Here is a 15,148-nt window from a genome sequence, read left to right as displayed (position 1 = left end):
CCATTCGGTCGGGTGGGGCTCGGGGCTTCGCGTCAGCAGGTACGAGGGCGGGGCGGGCAGGCGGTGGGGCGGGCGGTGTCGGGGCGGGTCACCACTCCTTGCGCAGCGCGGCGAGCAGGGTCTCGGTCTTCCGGACGGACGCGGCCTGGGCGCTGAGCCGGTCCAGGGCCTCCCGGTAGACCACGACCTCGTCGGCCTTGTCGAGGTAGACGGCCCCGAGGAGGCCGGTGAGGTAGGCGATGTCGGGCAGTTCGCGGGCCCGGAACCGGAAGAGGTGGAAGGCGCCGGCCGACAGCGCGGGGTGCGGGCCGTTGGCGAACGGCATGAGCTGCACGGTGACCTGGGGCAGCCGGCTGACCTCGATGAGGTGGTCGATCTGCGCGCGCATCACCCCGGGGCCGCCGACCGGCCAGCGCAGGGCGGTCTCGTCCATCACCACCCACAGCCGTGGCGGCGTGGCTCTGGCGAGCAGTTGCTGGCGGCGCATGCGCAGGGCGACGCGGCGCTCGGCGGCCTCGGCGGAGAGGTGCGGGCCGGCCGTCGTCAGCAGGGCGCGGGCGTAGTCCTCGGTCTGGAGCAGGCCGTGCACGAACTGGTTCTCGTACGCCCGGATGTGCAGGGCCGCCTGTTCCAGGCTGAGGTAGGCGGAGAACCAGTCGGGCATGACGTCGCGGTAGGTGTGCCACCAGCCGGGCTTGTTGGCCTCCCGCACGGACTGCAGGAAGGTGTCGATCTCCTGCTGGTCGGTGACGCCGTAGACCCGGAGGAGCTTCTCGGCGTCCGCGAGCCGCAGCCGGGACACCTTGGCGGCCTCCATGCGGCGGATCGTGGAGTGGCTGACCCCGATGGCGGCGCCCGCGTCGGCGTAACCGAGGCCGGCCCGGGTGCGCAGCTCCTCCAGCCGTCTGCCGAGGATCATGCGCAGCACGGACGGGGCGCCGCCCCAGTCGGTCTCCGCGGTCACACCCACCCCCTCGTCGGGTCCCAGAACACCTTCGCACGCGATCGGTGTGCGCCGCCCATTCGATCACGTTCCGGCCGATGCAGCATGCACTTCGCCGCCTGCAAATTTCAACCTGTCGGTTGCGGAGCGTGGTTGGCGGGTGCCAGAGTGGACTCACTGCTCCGGCCGACCCGAGGAGCAGGCGACGCTGCCGGTCCGGGGAGGCAGACCGCCGCCACGGCCTGCCTCCAGGCGGTGGGGCGTCCGCTGCCCGAGCGGCCGGCCGACGCCCGCACCCTCACCCGCGAGGCCGGACGAAAGGCGCACGGCGATGGCTCCGCCCTCCCCCCGCCGACGGTTCCCCCGACCGGCCGGCCGGGACAGACGACTCGCCGTGCGGGAACGGCCGTCGTCCTCGCCGGCGACGGCGCCGCACCGGCTGCCGGCCCCGGCCGGCGCCCCTGACCACCCGGAGGCGAGCGCCCTGGTCGACTCCCTGGGCCTCCTGGCCCCGACCGCCTCGCCTCCGGGGCCGCACGTCCCGCCCCCGCCCTCCGCCGAAGAGCACCGCTACGGGCGGTGAGATCCCGGCCGCGCCCGGGGAGAGGCCCCACCGACCCCCGCGCGCCGCTCACCGCACCGCCCCCGGACCATCCCCCACTCGTCCGAAGGACAGCCATGCACCACACCACCACCCCCACCCCCGCCCCGGCCGCCGACCCGTCCTGGACCCGCACCCGCCCCAAGCCCGGCTCCCAGGAGCAGACCGGCTGACGCGAGCGGCAGCCGGCCCGGGCGCCGGCACCCCAGCCTGCGGGCCCCGGGCGTGCGTGCACCACGGCGTCCTGGCCGCGACCGGCGGCGCCGGTTCCCGGAGACCCCGTACGACGTCCCGGCCGCGACCCGCTAGATTCACCGCCGGTGCGGAGCGTCCGTGCTCTCGGCGGACCGGTGCCGTGTCCGCCGTGTGTGCCGGGATGCGGGGACTCATGGGCTGGTGGCTGTTCCGCCGTGGCCGGATCGCGTCGGGGCTTGTGATGCCGGGGCGGTGTACGCCCGGGCGGCATGTCCTGCGCACCGAGCGGCTGTTGCTGTTCACCCCGCGCACCCGACTGGACGTGGCGGCGGCACTGGCCGCGAGCGCCGACGCGGAGGCGCAACGGTGGCTCGGCACCAAGGCGGACGAGGTGCTGCCCGACCCCGCCGTCCGCCGGGCCCTGCTGGCCTGGCGGCCCGCCGGGGAGGACGGCCGCCGCATCCCCCGCGAGCTGGCGGAACCGTTCACCCCCGGCCCGGACGACCCCCTCCTGCTGGTCTGCGTGCACCGGTCCGGCCTCGGTTACGCCGGTGCTCTCGAACTGCACCACGTGACGGGCGAGATGGGCGGCTGGCTGGCCCCGGGCTGCCGTGGCCGGGGCCTGGGCGCGGAGCTGTTCCGCGCGGGCCTGGAGCTGGCCCACGCCCACCTCGGACTGGCCACGGTCCGGGCCGGGGCCGAGCGCGGGAACGCCGCCAGCCGGCGCGCCCTGACCCGCGCGGGCCTCGTCCCCGACCAGGGCCCGCGCCGCCACACCCTGCCCGACGGCCGCGTGGTGGACGCCGTCTGGCACCGGCACGACACCGGGACGCCGGCGCGCTGCGGCGACGGCCGGGGATCGTCGCGGCGGCGCCCGGCCACCCGGTCCGGGTCCGGGTCCGGCCACCGTACGTCGTAGGCCCAGCCGAGGCGTTCGAACCGGCGGCTCAGCCGGGCGGCTCAGGCGCCGGGCATCAGGCCCGCCGCCACCGTGGCCCCCAGCTCCCAGCACGCCTGGACGTCGGCCTTGCCCGGTTCGCCGGTGACGGTCACCGGCTCGGCCGCCCGGCGCCAGCCGAGTCCGGAGGTGACGGTCTCGACGGCGCGGACGGCACCGGTGACGTCGTTGCCGCCGTGGACGTAGAAGCCGAAGGGGCGGCCCCGGGTCTCGTCCAGGCAGGGGTAGTAGACCTGGTCGAAGAAGTGCTTGAGGGCGCCGGACATGTAGCCGAGGTTGGCGGGCGTGCCGAGCAGGTAGCCGTCGGCTTCGAGCACGTCGGAGGCGGTGGCCGACAGGGCCGCCCGGCGTACGACGCGCACGCCCTCGATCTCCGGCGTCGTGGCTCCCGAGACGACGGCCTCGAACAGGGCCTGGCAGTTCGGTGAGGGGGTGTGATGGACGATCAGCAGGGTAGGCACACCCGGCACCCTGCCGTGCGCGTACCGTCCCCCGCAAACGGCCGCTCCGGGGCGCCTTTCGAGGCAGACTTCGAGGCACGGTTCGAGGCGCGTTCGAGGCACAGCTCAAGGCCATGCGACCGGCTTGCCGGGGACGGGACGCGCGGCCGGAGACCGACAGGAGGATCCGTCGTGGTCGACGAGGACCGCAGGGCACAGGCCGCCGTGGTGTTCGACGCGCTGGGGCTCGCCTACGAGCAGGCGTTCGCCGGCTCCGCACCGCACCGGGCGTCGCTGCGCCGGCTGGTGGAAGGGCTGGCGCCGGGCAGCAGGGTGCTGGACGTGGGCAGCGGGACGGGCCGCCCGACCGCGCGGACACTGGCCGAGGCCGGACACCGCGTGCTGGGCATCGACATCTCTCCGGTCATGGTCGACCTGGCCGCGCGGCAGGTGCCCGGGGCCGAGTTCCGGCTGGCCGACATCCGGGAGACGCCGCTGCCGGAGGACTCGTTCGACGCCGCGTGCGCGTACTTCTCGCTGCTGCAGATGTCCCGCGCCGAGCAGAGGGCCGTCGTGGCGAAACTGGCGCGTGCGGTACGGCCCGGCGGCTTCGTCGCGCTGGCCACCGTGCCGCTGGACCTGGAGGACGCCGAGGGCCTCTTCATGGGGCAGCCGGTCCGGGTCACGAGCTTCACCGCGGAGGCGTTCACCGCACTGGTCCGCGGCGCGGGCCTGACGGTCCTGGCGGAGGAGCAGGCCCTGTTCACCCCGAGCGCTCCCGAGGCGGAGCCCGAGCCGCATCTCTTCCTGCACTGCGTGCGCGAGGCCGGATGAGGGGCAGCAGGTGAGAGGCATGCGGTGGGCCGCTTCCGGCGGGCCGCATCGCGGCCGGCGTTGCCGGTGCCCTCGGTTACAGTGACGCCTCTGAACCGAAGGGGAGGCAACAGTGCGGGTCGGGGTGGGGACCGTCGGAGGCCGCATCGTCGTGGCGGCGGCGCTCGCCGCGGTGCTCGGCGGGTGCGCCGGGTCCGCGGGCGGTGACGGGAAGGAGTCCGCGAGCGCGTCGGCGAGCGCGAAGGGCACGACGGCCGGGGGCGGGGGCGCCAAGGGCGCGGCGGTGCGCGGCGGCACCGTCGGCGCGGCCGGCTCGGCCTGCGAACTGCCCGTCAGCTTCGGCATCGCCCGGCACTGGAAGGCCAAGCCGATAGACGCCGAAAAGGAGTTGGCCGCGTCATCGAAGGGCGAGGACGGCGGCCTCGGCGGGGCGCTCGCCGACGCCTTCCTGCGGCAGGGCCCGGTCACGGCCGCCTGTGAGATCGACGCCAAGCCGGCCGGCAACATCGGCTTCCTGCGGGTGTGGACGGGCAAGGCCGGCGACGCGGACGCGGGCGGTGTGCTGCGCGCGTTCGTCGCCGCCGAGGACAACGTCAGCAAGGCGAGGTACCACTCCTTCAGGACCGGCGGCGGTGTCTCGGCGGTCGAGGTCGAGTACCTGTACACGAGCAAGCTGCTGGACGAGACGAAGAAGGAGAGCGCCTTCGCCGTCAGCACGCCCGACGGTCCGGTCGTCCTGCACCTCGGGGGCATGGACACCCAGGAGCACGAGGAGATGCGGCCCGCGTACGACCTCGCCAAGCAGACGCTCAGGCTGAGTTGAGGTCCGCCGCCCGCTCCCGCGCCGTGGCCCGGCCCAGGTAGGTGAGGGGGCCCGCGTCGGCGACCGGGATCTCGTGGAAGCCGACCCGGTCGTAGAAGGCGCGGGCGGCGGTGTTGACGGTGACCATGCCGAGGTGGACCGCCTGGACGCCCTGTCCGCTCAGGGCGTCCAGGAAGGTGTGCAGCAGGCGGCGGCCGTGGCCCTGCCCCTGCCAGGGCGGCAGCAGGTCGATGTGCAGGTGGGCGGGGTAGGCGGCCAGTTCGGGGACGAGCATCCGCTCCGGGTGGTGCAGGAGGCTGATCATCTCCTCCGTGGGCGTGCGCGGCGGCGCGGCGGGCTCCGGGTAGCGGCCGGCCAGCCGGGGGATCCAGCTCCGCCGGAAGTCCTCCACGAAGCGTTCGGTGTCCGCCGTGCCGACGATGTATCCCACGGCCCGGCCCGTGCCGTCGTCCAGTACGAAGGCGAGGTCCGGGTCGAAGTGGCAGTACGGCTCGGCGAAGAGCGACGGCATCAGGCGCTGGTCGGGGTAGAGGGCCCTGGAGTCGCCCCCGTTGTGCGCGGTGCGGACGCAGACGTCGGCCACGGCGTCGCGGTCGGCGGGACGGTAGGGCCGTATCGGCGGGTTCGGACGGAGGGACGGCATGGCCCCATCCTCACCTCTTGGGAGCGCTCCCACAAGGGGGTTGCGGCGTACGGCGGCGACCACCTCGGAGGGGGCCGCCGTACGCGAACGGTCAGTAGCGCATGCGCCTGGCCCGGAGCAGCATGAACAGACCCGACAGCGCGAGCAGCGTGCCGATCGCCGCGGGCCACAGCCGGGCGCCCGTCTCCGCCAGACCTCCCCGGCTCGCCTGGGGTTCGGTCACCGCGGCCACCGGTGGGGCGTACGCGGCGGCGGTGGCGCCCTGACCCGGCGCGGTGGCGGTGGCCGTGGCGGCCTGACCCGGCCCGGTGGCGGACGGGGCCGGTGCCGAACGCGCCGGCGTGGACCGTGATCCGGCCGACGCGGCGGGTGCAGCCGTGTCGTCCGTGTCGTGCTTGGTGGTCCGGGCGGGCGCCGTCGTCGCGTCGTGCCGTGGCACCTCACCGGCTCGGGACGCCGACGGCGCGGGCGCGGAGGTGACGCTCCCGCCGCCGCCCCCGGCGGAACCCTCACCCGGCGCCGCCGTGGCGCTCGGACTCGCCGTGGACGCCGGCGTCGGCGTCGCGGTGGAGTCGTCGTCGCCCGAGGGTCCGCAGCTGCGGCCGGAGTTGACGCAGTCGACCATCTCGCGCATCAGCTTCTCGTCGAAGACGTTGATGAAGTCGCCGTGGTCGGTGACGGGCTTGTGCAGCTGCTCGGGGAAGGAGTCCACCGCGAACAGCGGGACGGTGCGGCCGCCGTCCGCGAGGCTCGGCGCGTCGACGTCGTAGACGATGCGCTGGACCAGCTGCGGAATGGGCGCGAAGCCCGCCGGACAGGAGCCGTCGGCGGCCGTGAACGCCACGTGGGTGCGGTGGTTGGCGCTGTCGATGTTGCGGCCGTCCCAGCAGCTCTGGAAACGGAAGGTGCGCACCACGTCGCTGCCCGCCGGGCACAGCGGGTACTTGTCCTTCAGCTGCCGGTTCTCGTAACCGGTGCAGCTCCAGGACGCGTTGGCGTTGCCGGGGCCGTTGACGAAGGCCTTGGCGTCGCCCGTGATGATGCGCAGCAGGCGCGGCATGGCGGTGACCTTGCCGCGCGGGTTGCCGGCGAAGGTCAGCGTGACCTGCTTGGGCGTCACGATCCGGCCCGCGTTGCCCTCCGTGCCGCCGCCCGGCGCTCCGGCGTCCCGCTCCTGGGTGCCGTTCTGCAGGCGCAGCACCGGCCAGTAGTACGACGACTTGTCGCCCGGGTCCGCGCAGCTCGTGCCGGCCTCCGCCAGGTCCTCGTCGCTCGCGAAGGCGTTGTTGCCCTGGTTGCCGACGTAGTCGTGGAAGTGGTGGGCGCCGTTGGAGACGCCGGGGGCGACGATGACGTTGTCGGAGTTGAACAGGCCGCCCGCGTTGACCCCGCAGTCGGAGGTGAAGGTGCCGCGCGAGGCGCCGGCCTGCGGCGGCGGGGCCGGTGCCTCGGGCGGTACGGAGGTGATGTCCGCGTAGTCCGAGACGACAGGCCCGTTGCCGCCCTGACCGGCACCGTTCTGTCCTTGGCCGCTGCCGGTCTGTCCTTGGCCGCTGCCGTTCTGCCCCTGCGCGTCGCCGCCCTGGTCCGCGCCGGCGCCGCCCTGCTCCTGGCCGGTGCCGCCCTGCCGGCCGCCGTCGTCCGGCGTGCCGGTGGCCCGACCGTCGTCGCCGGGGCGCAGGGTGCAGGCGGCCAGACCGTCCAGGCCCTGCGGACGCTCCCCCGACCCGGCGATGGCGTCGGCGATCCGTCCGATGGACTCCGACCGCTTCTCCTCCAGCGGCTTCATGATGGTTTCCCCGGCGGAACCGGCGTCCTGGCCGTCGGCCCGCCCCGCCTGCCGCACCTGCTGGTACGCCGCCGCGATCTGCTGGTCCAGCGCGGCGAGTTCGCGGTCGACCCCGGGGCGGGCCGCGTCCGGCACGGCCGTGAGCCGGCCGCCGACATCGGGGCAGTCGATGGTCGCCATGCCCGAGGACAGGACGCGCCCGGAAGCGTCCGTGCCGCCGGAGCCGTCGCCCCGGCCCTCGGTGGCCGAGGCGTAGACGTTCGCCCCGACGAGTCCGGCTCCCCCGAGCATCAGGGCGACCGCGGCGAGGGTCGCGCGTCGTGCGCCGGTCGGGCGTCTGCGCCTGTTGCGTACCAAGGTCGTCCCCTGTGTGATCGCCGGTGGTCTGACCGCCGGTGGGTGTGGCCGGCGGCCGGGCATGGAGTTCCCCGGCTTCATACGGCGGGCGGAGCCGCCGTGTTCAACAGAATCGCGAATTCACCGGGACCTCACAGGAAACCATGGTCGCCACCTCTTCCCCGTCGAACATCGTCGCGAACATCACGAATATGTATCGGACATTTCGCACCTCAACCTTCACACGAGGTACACACGTTGGCTAGGTTGACGCGAGGCCGCCGCCCGGCTCTGCCCCGGTGAGCCGCCCAACTGCCCCGCGGGGCAAGGAAGGAGCACGTCTTCCATGTCGCCGGAGAGCCGCGACGAGGTGCGACAGCGGATCGCATCCCTCTACGACCGGGCGGAGAACGACACCGGTAACTTCAACGCGACCCGGGCCATGGCCGCCCGGACGCGTTCGCGTGGCGTACCGCTGGCCAAGCGGACGGGCCGGCGGCAGGACCCGGCACTGGACGAGATCGCCCGGAAGTGGTTCGACGCGGCACGCGCCGCTGCCGGCCCGACCGTCCCCGCCGTACTGCCGGCGGACCGGCTGCCCGACAGGTCCGCCGCGCCGACGCGTTCGCAAGAGCCGATCGACGGGTCGCGGCTTTTGGGAGGTGAGCGGGAGGTCCGCGCCCTGCCGGCCGGCGGCGGTGAGCCCCTCGGCCTCCCGAGGGGCGGCGGCGACGTCCTGGGACTCCCCGGCCTCCCGGGCGGCGGGGAGCCCCGCGCCCTTCCGGGCGGTGAGCGGCAGGCGCTGGGGACGGGCGGCCTGCCCGGACAGCGCTCCGCCGGCCGGGAGTTGGGCACCGGCCCTGCGGTGGCCGAGCTGACGACGGGCTCGGTGACGGCACCGACGGGCGGGTTCCCGTCGGGCGGGGCCGTGCCGGGCGGGTCCCTGCCGACTGGGGCCCTGCCGGGCGGGGCCGCGGAGTCGGAGCCCTCGCGGACCGCCGGGCTCCAGGCAACCGGACCCTTGCCCGTGCTGGACACCGGTCCGACCGCGCTGGTCGATGCCGCGAGCAGCAGGGAACTTCCGGGCGCGGGGATCGGGTGGGGCGGCGGCACGGCCGAGACGTCCGGCTGGGGCGCGACGGGCACGGCGGAACCGGTCGGCTGGGCCACGGCCGGACCGGCGAACCCTGCCGTCGTACCGGTCGCCACGCCGCCCGTCGTTCAGCGGGCGGCGGTGCAGCTGCCCCGGGCGCTCCCCGGCTCGGCCGGATTCGTCCGCCTGTCCCCCACCGCTTGGAAGGCCGGAGTGCGGCGGAAGCTCGACACGGCGCGGGACCTGCTGTCCGGGCGCACCGCCCGACCGGGCTCGCCGGACGCCGCCGTTCAGCCACCGCGGCCGCAGACGACGGCGGCGACAGGGATGACGACGGCGCAGTCCGCCATGGCCTCGACCGTCCTCTGGCAGCAACAGGGTGCGGAACCTGTTGCGCCGGCAGCGCCGATGACAAGCGCTCCGCCGGTCGGCGTCACCGCTCCCGTGACCGACACCGGCTCCCTGTCCGTCCCCCTGCCCCTGCCCCTCCCCCTGCCGACACCCGCGCCCGTCCCTTCGCCCCGTGCCCTCCGCGCCGCGAAGGCCGTCGCCTTCGCTCGGGCGCAGCTCGGGAAACCGTGCGTGTGGGGTGCGACCGGGCCGGACTCCTACGACAGTTCCAGCCTGACCCAGGCCGCGTGGAAGGCGGCCGGTGTCGCGTTGCCGCGTGCCGCGCACGAGCAGGCGCTGGCCGGAACGCCGCTCACGACCGCCGGGCTGGAACCCGGTGACCTGGTGGTCTTCTTCGAGGACGACCGGCACGTGGGCCTGTACGCCGGTGACGGGATGATGGTGCACGCGCCCGGACCGGGGTCGTCCATCCGCGAGGAGTCGATCTACGGCGCCGGGGAGGCCGCGATCCACCGGATCGTCCGGCCGGCCTGACGGAGCCCGGCCCCGGCGTCGGCCGCCCGCGCGCCCCCGCTCCGGGCCGGCCGGCTCCGCCGTCCCCATAAGGCACTCCTGGCAGAGGCATAAGATCAGCTTATGAGGTCATAGACGGGACCCGCGTACCGACTTAGGTGTGCCTTAGTTTAGGCTCCTGATCACGTCGCCCATTTCACGCTCGAAGGGAACCTGATCATGCCGCGCCCCCTGCGGGTAGCCATTGTCGGAGCCGGCCCCGCCGGGATCTACGCCGCCGATGCCCTGCTCAAGTCCGAGGTGGCCGCCGACCCCGGTGTCTCCATCGACCTCTTCGAGCGGATGCCCGCCCCGTTCGGCCTGATCCGGTACGGCGTCGCGCCGGACCACCCGCGCATCAAGGGCATCATCACCGCCCTGCACCAGGTGCTGGACAAGCCGCAGATCCGTCTGTTCGGCAACGTCGACTACCCGACGGACCTCAGCCTGGACGACCTGCGCGCCTTCTACGACGCGGTGATCTTCTCGACCGGCGCGATGGCCGACCGCGAGCTGCGCATACCCGGCATCGACCTGGACGGCTCCTACGGCGCCGCCGACTTCGTCTCCTGGTACGACGGCCACCCGGACGTGCCCCGCACCTGGCCGCTGGAGGCCGAGAAGGTCGCCGTGCTGGGAGTCGGCAACGTCGCCCTGGACGTCGCCCGCATCCTCGCCAAGACCGCCGACGAGCTGCTGCCGACCGAGATCCCGCCGAACGTCTACGACGGCCTGAAGGCCAACAAGGCCATGGAGATCCACGTCTTCGGCCGCCGTGGCCCGGCGCAGGCGAAGTTCAGCCCGATGGAGCTCCGCGAGCTGGACCACTCCCCGAACATCGAGGTCATCGTCGATCCCGAGGACATCGACTACGACGAGGGCTCGATCGAGACCCGGCGCGGCAACAAGCAGGCCGACATGGTCGCCAAGACGCTGGAGAACTGGGCGATCCGCGACGTCGGCGACCGCCCGCACAAGCTCTTCCTCCACTTCTTCGAGTCGCCGGCCGAGATCCTCGGCGAGGACGGCAAGGTCGTCGGCCTGCGCACCGAGCGCACCGCCCTGGACGGCACCGGCAACGTCAAGGGCACCGGCGAGTTCAAGACCTGGGACGTCACGGCGGTCTACCGCGCGGTCGGCTACCTGTCCGAGAAGCTGCCCAAGCTCCCCTGGGACATCGACTCCGGAACCGTGCCGGACGAGGGCGGCCGGGTGATCGAGGAGGGCGGCACCCACCTGCAGTCCACCTACGTCACCGGCTGGATCCGGCGCGGCCCCGTCGGCCTCATCGGCCACACCAAGGGCGACGCCAACGAGACCGTGGCCAACCTGCTGGACGACTACGCCGGCGGCCGTCTGCACACCCCGGCCTCCCCCGAGCCGGAGGCCGTGGACGCCTTCCTCGCCGAGCGGAACGTCCGCTTCACCACCTGGGAGGGCTGGTACAAGCTGGACGCCGCCGAGCGTGCCCTGGGCGAGCCCCAGGGCCGCGAGCGCGTGAAGCTCGTCGAGCGTGAGGACATGCTGCGGGAGAGCGGAGCGTAGGGCCCTCTCCCTCCGGGCCCCTGGGGCCGGCGCCGGCGCGCCGGCCCCTGCCGCGTTGCGGTGCGTGCCGGCAGGGGTGAACGGGGCCGCCCCTGAGCGGATGGACGGGCGGGCCCCGTTCGCCGGACATTGCGGGGGCCGGGACCGCCGGCCGGGCACGGGTGAACCGCGCTCACCCGACGCGCACCGCGCACACCCCGGGCGTACGGCGCCCGCCCCGCGCTCCGTGCGCACCCCGGGGCGACGCGCGGGGCCGGGCCCCCAGCGCCGTGTCGCCCCGCCGAACGGTGATACTGGGAGGCCCACCCGCCCCCATCAGCAGATTGGCTCATGTCGAACTCCGCCGGCGACCGCGCCACCACCCCGCAGACCCTCTGGGCGGCCCGGGGCCGCCACACCGGTCCCGCCCCCGAGAACGCCGTCCGCCGCACCCTGCGACGGCACAAGGAGAGCGGTGACATCGACGACTTCGCCGAGCCGCCCGCGGCCGGGGACCCGGACCGGCGGGTCTTCGAGGCCCGCTGGCGAGCGGACGGGGCGGTGACCGTGCGGGCCCGGCTCACCCTCGAACCGCGGGAGGGCCGGCTGCCCGGCCACGAGTGGCGGCTGGTCGCGGAGGCGGAGCGCCCGTGGGACGACGCCTGGCCGTCGCCCGCGACCTTCTTCTGGCCCGAGGGCGGCCCGGGCGAGGACGACGACGGCTCCTGGGACCACCACGCCACGGTCGCGGGCCTGCGCCTCCGGCACGTCAACGCGCTGCCCGAGGACGACAAGGACATGCGGCGGCGGCTGCGGGACGCGGCCCGGGAGGCGTGGTGCGTCCATGTCGTCGTGCACGAGGCCATGACACCCGACGAGCGGGGCCGGCTGCCGCTGGCGCGGCTGCTGCCGCCCGGTCTGCGGCACCGCGTAATCGAGCACCGGGCCGCACCGCAGCAACTGCGCGCCGTCAACTGGGCGTTGAAGGACCTCGGCGTGGAGGTGCCACGCGGCGGGGCGGTGCTGCTGCCGCCGGATCCGGCGCCGGAGGCGTACGACGGCCGGGAGCACAGCGTGCGCACCGTCTTCCTGGACGGTTCGCAGCCGGCCGGACTCATCGCGGCGCTGCGGCACTTCGTGGCCCTGCCCCGGCCGCTGCCCGCGGACGCCGAGGAGGCGCTGACCGATCTGCGCGAGAACTGGACCCTGTTGACCCTCCAGGAGGAGCTGGAGCGCGAGCGGCGGCTGGTCGCCATGTACGCCGAGGCGCTGGAGGCGATGACGAAGTCCCGGGACCTGTACAAGCAAGCGGCCGAGCAGGCGCTGGAGGCCCTGGCGGCGTACCGCGACGTCCCCGTGCCCGTCCTCCCCCAGCAGCGGCCCGCCTCTCGGGCACCGGGCGCCCTGCAACAGCTGACGCGGACGTTCGAGCGGCTGAAGCTGACGGCCAAGGGCAAGCAGCAGGGGTCCGCCGCGGATCCTGCCGTGAACGGCACGGCGCCGGCGGACGACAGCGCCGGGACCACGGGCACCGGCGGTGACGCGGACGGCCGTTCATCGTAGGCGTTCGCCGGGGTACACGGACGGTCATACGGTGCACAGGGCGCCCCACCCCCGCAAGGAGCCGAGATGGACACGACCACGACCCTGCTGGTACTCGCCGCCGTCGTAGCGGTGGTGCTGCTCGCCGTCGCGGTCGGTCTGCTGGTGCGGCTGGTGCGGGCGCGGCGGACGCTGCGGCGGGCGGGGCTGCCGACGGGGCCCCGGTGGGTGTTCTGGGGCGCGGTCGCGTATCTGGTGCTGCCCACCGATCTGCTGCCCGACCCGGTCTACCTGGACGACATCGGCGTCCTGCTCCTCGCCCTGCGCAGCCTGCGCGCCGCCCGGCCGCTGCCGCCCGGGACGACCGAGCTCTGAAAACGGCCGGGCGCGGTGTACCGCACCCCGGGCGCTGCCGCACCATGGGGCGATGCGACCCGTGTTCACCGGCATACCCGGTGCCCCGACGGCTCCCGGCGTGGCCGTGGTCGTCGACGTGATGCGCGCGTTCACCGTGGCCGCCTGGGCGTTCCGGCGCGGCGCCGAGCGGATCGTCTTCGCCCGCACGCGGCGGGAGGCGCTGACTCTGAAGGCCCGTCACCCCGCCTGGCCGGCCTGTCAGGACGGGGCGCCGTCACCGGGGTTCGACCTGGTCAACTCGCCCGCCCGGCTGCGTGCGCTGGACCTGCGGGGCCGTACGGTCGTCCAGAAGACCACCGCCGGGACGGCCGGGGCCCTGGCCGTGGCGGACGCCGGACTGCTGCTGTGCGCGAGTTTCGCGGTGGCGGGGGCGACCGCCGGGGCGCTGCGCCGGGTACGGGCGGACGCGGTGACCTTCGTGGTCACCGGGGACGGCGGACGGGCCGAGGAGGATCTGGCCTGCGCGCAGTACATCGCGGAACGCGTGCGGACGGACGGCGCCGACGCGGGCCCCTACCTGACGCGGGCCCGGCGCTCCGCCGCCGCCGCCCGGCTGGCCGACGGTGCGCGGCGCGGGTGGGCCGGTGTCGACCCCGAGGACGTGGCCCTGTGCCTGGAGAGGGACACGTTCCCCTCGGCGATGGCGGCCACCCGGGAGGACGGCCACCTGGTGCTGCGCCCCTGGGCGCCCGGCCCCCGGGCCGGACTCAGCCGGGGTCGGCGGGCTGGGCCCTGCCCGTCGTCAGGGCCGTGAGCAGGACCGCCAGTGCGCCGAGTGCCGCTGCCGCGGCCGTCGGGCCGGCCAGCCATGACGGTGCAAGGGTCGCCGCGCGCAGCCGGGCCGGGTCCGGCAGGTCGAACCGCCCGCCGAGCACGTGTCCGGCGGCGAGCACCGCCGTGACGCCGACCGCGGCCGTCGCCGCCACGAGCCGGGCCGGCGCCGCCCGCGCGGTGAGGGCGAGCGCCAGCAGACCGCACAGCGCGGAGGCGAGCAGGGTGGCCCCGAGGGCGCCGTGGGACAGCCCGGTCCAGTAGCGCGGGGCGTGTGCCGTCCCGCACAGGAACACCAGCGACGCGGCACACCGGGCGGCCCGCACGCTTGCCGTCGGCGACCGGTCGTCCCCGGCCCGGTCCGCGGCGGCCTGTCGTCCTCCCGCCCGTCCTTCCGTACCGGACCACGGCGCCCTCGGGCGCCCATCGACCACGATGCGCCGCGTCTTCACCGTCCCCGCGTCGGCCGGCCGGGCCGCCGGCGCCGGCTCCCCCGCCGCGGACCACCCCGCCCCCGCCGGTTCCTCCGGGGCCGACCACCCCACCTCCCACACGACCGCCGGTGCCGCGGCGGCGGGCACCGGGCGCTCCTCGGCCTCCCCTGCCTCCCGTTCCGCCGCCAGCCGGCCGATCAGCTCGGCGAGTTCCTCCACGGGCCGGTGCAGCGCCACCGCCCGCACGGCGGCTTCCGCGCAGTGGGACGACTCCGCCGGGCCGCGGTGCAGCAACTGCACGAGCCGGGAGACGTCCTCCAGGGGGCGGCGCTGTGCGGCGGCCCGGATCGCCTCGTCGGCGCTGTCGCTGTCCCGGGGCGGTTCGGTCAGCAGCGTCACCAGACGGGTGACGTCCTCCACCGACCGTTCGACCGCGACCGCGCGCAGCACGTCGGACGTCATCCGGACCGGCTCGGGCGCGCTCTCCAGCAGCGTGATGAGCCGGACCACGTCCTCCACCGGGCGGTCGGCGACGGCCGCGTGGAGAAGGCCGCGCAGGGGGTCGCCGTGCAGGGGTCCCTCCGGGGGAAGCGGCCGTACCTGCGGCGTGAGCGGGTCCGGGGAGGAGGTGGGGACGCCGGAGGCAGCCGGTGCCGTGGGTATCACCGAGTCGTCGGGACGAGGGGATGAGGAACAGGTCGTCATCTCGGCTCCAGGAGAAGAGTGCGACCGCACCCGCGCCCCGTCTGCGGTCGCCGCGTCACGCAGTCCATTACTAGGAGCGGGCACGGGAGCCCGCCACTCGGACGGGGCACTGGTGTGAGCCTCCCCGCTCCCGGCGCCGTGAGCCTGACCCGGCGCCCCCCCGCTCGCCCCGCCCCGCCCAGGTGCGTTCCGCGCGT

At 75.0% G+C, this 15,148-nt stretch carries 13 protein-coding genes; 8 read left to right on the top strand and 5 right to left on the bottom strand.

The genetic code is table 11. The features are described from left to right. Window positions 1-88: 88 nt before the first annotated feature. Complete coding sequence (locus ACZ5DC_RS19670) at window positions 89-964, bottom strand: helix-turn-helix domain-containing protein (RefSeq protein WP_468654292.1); 876 nt, start codon at window positions 962-964, stop codon at window positions 89-91. Window positions 965-1,899: 935 nt separating this feature from the next. Between ACZ5DC_RS19670 and ACZ5DC_RS19665 the strand changes: the two genes are divergently transcribed. Then, a complete protein-coding gene (locus tag ACZ5DC_RS19665; RefSeq protein WP_468654290.1) occupies window positions 1,900-2,658 on the top strand; it encodes a GNAT family N-acetyltransferase in 759 nt (252 codons plus the stop codon). A 41-nt stretch (window positions 2,659-2,699) separates the two neighbouring features. On the opposite strand, the gene ACZ5DC_RS19660 is transcribed toward ACZ5DC_RS19665, so the two are convergent. Then, entirely contained in the window at window positions 2,700-3,158 is a 459-nt protein-coding gene (locus ACZ5DC_RS19660) for a flavodoxin family protein (protein ID WP_468654289.1), read from the bottom strand. Between the two features lie 171 nt (window positions 3,159-3,329). Between ACZ5DC_RS19660 and ACZ5DC_RS19655 the strand changes: the two genes are divergently transcribed. Together ACZ5DC_RS19655 and ACZ5DC_RS19650 are read left to right on the top strand one after the other, a co-directional pair. Further along, window positions 3,330-3,971 (top strand): class I SAM-dependent methyltransferase, encoded by a 642-nt coding sequence (locus ACZ5DC_RS19655; RefSeq protein WP_468654287.1) that lies wholly within the window; start codon window positions 3,330-3,332, stop codon window positions 3,969-3,971. A 112-nt stretch (window positions 3,972-4,083) separates the two neighbouring features. Next, the gene (locus ACZ5DC_RS19650) at window positions 4,084-4,794 is read left to right on the top strand and encodes a lipoprotein (RefSeq protein WP_468654285.1); all 711 of its coding nucleotides are present in this window, start codon (window positions 4,084-4,086) and stop codon (window positions 4,792-4,794) included. Here ACZ5DC_RS19650 and ACZ5DC_RS19645 read toward each other — a convergent pair. Next, complete coding sequence (locus tag ACZ5DC_RS19645; RefSeq protein ID WP_468654283.1) at window positions 4,781-5,437, bottom strand: GNAT family N-acetyltransferase; 657 nt, start codon at window positions 5,435-5,437, stop codon at window positions 4,781-4,783. The two genes, ACZ5DC_RS19650 and ACZ5DC_RS19645, sit on opposite strands and share 14 nt — an antisense overlap. Window positions 5,438-5,528: 91 nt before the next feature. Continuing rightward, window positions 5,529-7,517 carry a DUF1996 domain-containing protein gene (locus ACZ5DC_RS19640; protein WP_468654863.1) on the bottom strand — a complete coding sequence of 663 codons (1,989 nt, stop codon included), beginning with the start codon at window positions 7,515-7,517 and terminating at the stop codon, window positions 5,529-5,531. A gap of 391 nt (window positions 7,518-7,908) precedes the next feature. On the opposite strand from ACZ5DC_RS19640, the gene ACZ5DC_RS19635 reads away from it, so the two are divergent. From ACZ5DC_RS19635 to ACZ5DC_RS19615, 5 genes are all read left to right on the top strand, one after another. Beyond that, the gene (locus tag ACZ5DC_RS19635) at window positions 7,909-9,540 is read left to right on the top strand and encodes a C40 family peptidase (protein ID WP_468654281.1); all 1,632 of its coding nucleotides are present in this window, start codon (window positions 7,909-7,911) and stop codon (window positions 9,538-9,540) included. 198 nt (window positions 9,541-9,738) lie between these two features. Continuing rightward, window positions 9,739-11,103 (top strand): FAD-dependent oxidoreductase, encoded by a 1,365-nt coding sequence (locus tag ACZ5DC_RS19630; protein WP_468654279.1) that lies wholly within the window; start codon window positions 9,739-9,741, stop codon window positions 11,101-11,103. Window positions 11,104-11,433: 330 nt separating this feature from the next. Next, window positions 11,434-12,645 carry a hypothetical protein gene (locus ACZ5DC_RS19625; RefSeq protein WP_468654277.1) on the top strand — a complete coding sequence of 404 codons (1,212 nt, stop codon included), beginning with the start codon at window positions 11,434-11,436 and terminating at the stop codon, window positions 12,643-12,645. 66 nt (window positions 12,646-12,711) lie between these two features. Continuing rightward, a complete protein-coding gene (locus ACZ5DC_RS19620) occupies window positions 12,712-12,999 on the top strand; it encodes a YkvA family protein (protein ID WP_366750975.1) in 288 nt (95 codons plus the stop codon). A gap of 52 nt (window positions 13,000-13,051) precedes the next feature. Beyond that, window positions 13,052-13,795: a 2-phosphosulfolactate phosphatase gene (locus tag ACZ5DC_RS19615; RefSeq protein ID WP_468654275.1), complete on the top strand. Its 744-nt coding sequence runs from the start codon at window positions 13,052-13,054 to the stop codon at window positions 13,793-13,795. On the opposite strand, the gene ACZ5DC_RS19610 is transcribed toward ACZ5DC_RS19615, so the two are convergent. Next, window positions 13,749-14,951 (bottom strand): hypothetical protein, encoded by a 1,203-nt coding sequence (locus ACZ5DC_RS19610; RefSeq protein ID WP_468654273.1) that lies wholly within the window; start codon window positions 14,949-14,951, stop codon window positions 13,749-13,751. The two genes, ACZ5DC_RS19615 and ACZ5DC_RS19610, sit on opposite strands and share 47 nt — an antisense overlap. Between the last annotated feature and the right edge of the window lie 197 nt (window positions 14,952-15,148).

The organism is Streptomyces sp. NPDC031445, assembly GCF_055581365.1.
The sequence above is the reverse complement of the archived record's forward strand: the minus strand, read 5'-3'. Positions and strand labels throughout refer to the sequence as shown.

Excerpts from the sequence above, each read along its gene's own strand:
- ACZ5DC_RS19645 (WP_468654283.1), bottom strand. The coding sequence starts at position 5,437 with ATGCCGTCCCTCCGTCCGAACCCGCCGATACGGCCCTACCGTCCCGCC.
- ACZ5DC_RS19640 (WP_468654863.1), bottom strand. The coding sequence starts at position 7,517 with ATGCTCGGGGGAGCCGGACTCGTCGGGGCGAACGTCTACGCCTCGGCC.
- ACZ5DC_RS19635 (WP_468654281.1), top strand. The coding sequence starts at position 7,909 with ATGTCGCCGGAGAGCCGCGACGAGGTGCGACAGCGGATCGCATCCCTC.
- ACZ5DC_RS19630 (WP_468654279.1), top strand. The coding sequence starts at position 9,739 with ATGCCGCGCCCCCTGCGGGTAGCCATTGTCGGAGCCGGCCCCGCCGGG.
- ACZ5DC_RS19625 (WP_468654277.1), top strand. The coding sequence starts at position 11,434 with ATGTCGAACTCCGCCGGCGACCGCGCCACCACCCCGCAGACCCTCTGG.
- ACZ5DC_RS19620 (WP_366750975.1), top strand. The coding sequence starts at position 12,712 with ATGGACACGACCACGACCCTGCTGGTACTCGCCGCCGTCGTAGCGGTG.
- ACZ5DC_RS19615 (WP_468654275.1), top strand. The coding sequence starts at position 13,052 with ATGCGACCCGTGTTCACCGGCATACCCGGTGCCCCGACGGCTCCCGGC.
- ACZ5DC_RS19610 (WP_468654273.1), bottom strand. The coding sequence starts at position 14,951 with ATGACGACCTGTTCCTCATCCCCTCGTCCCGACGACTCGGTGATACCC.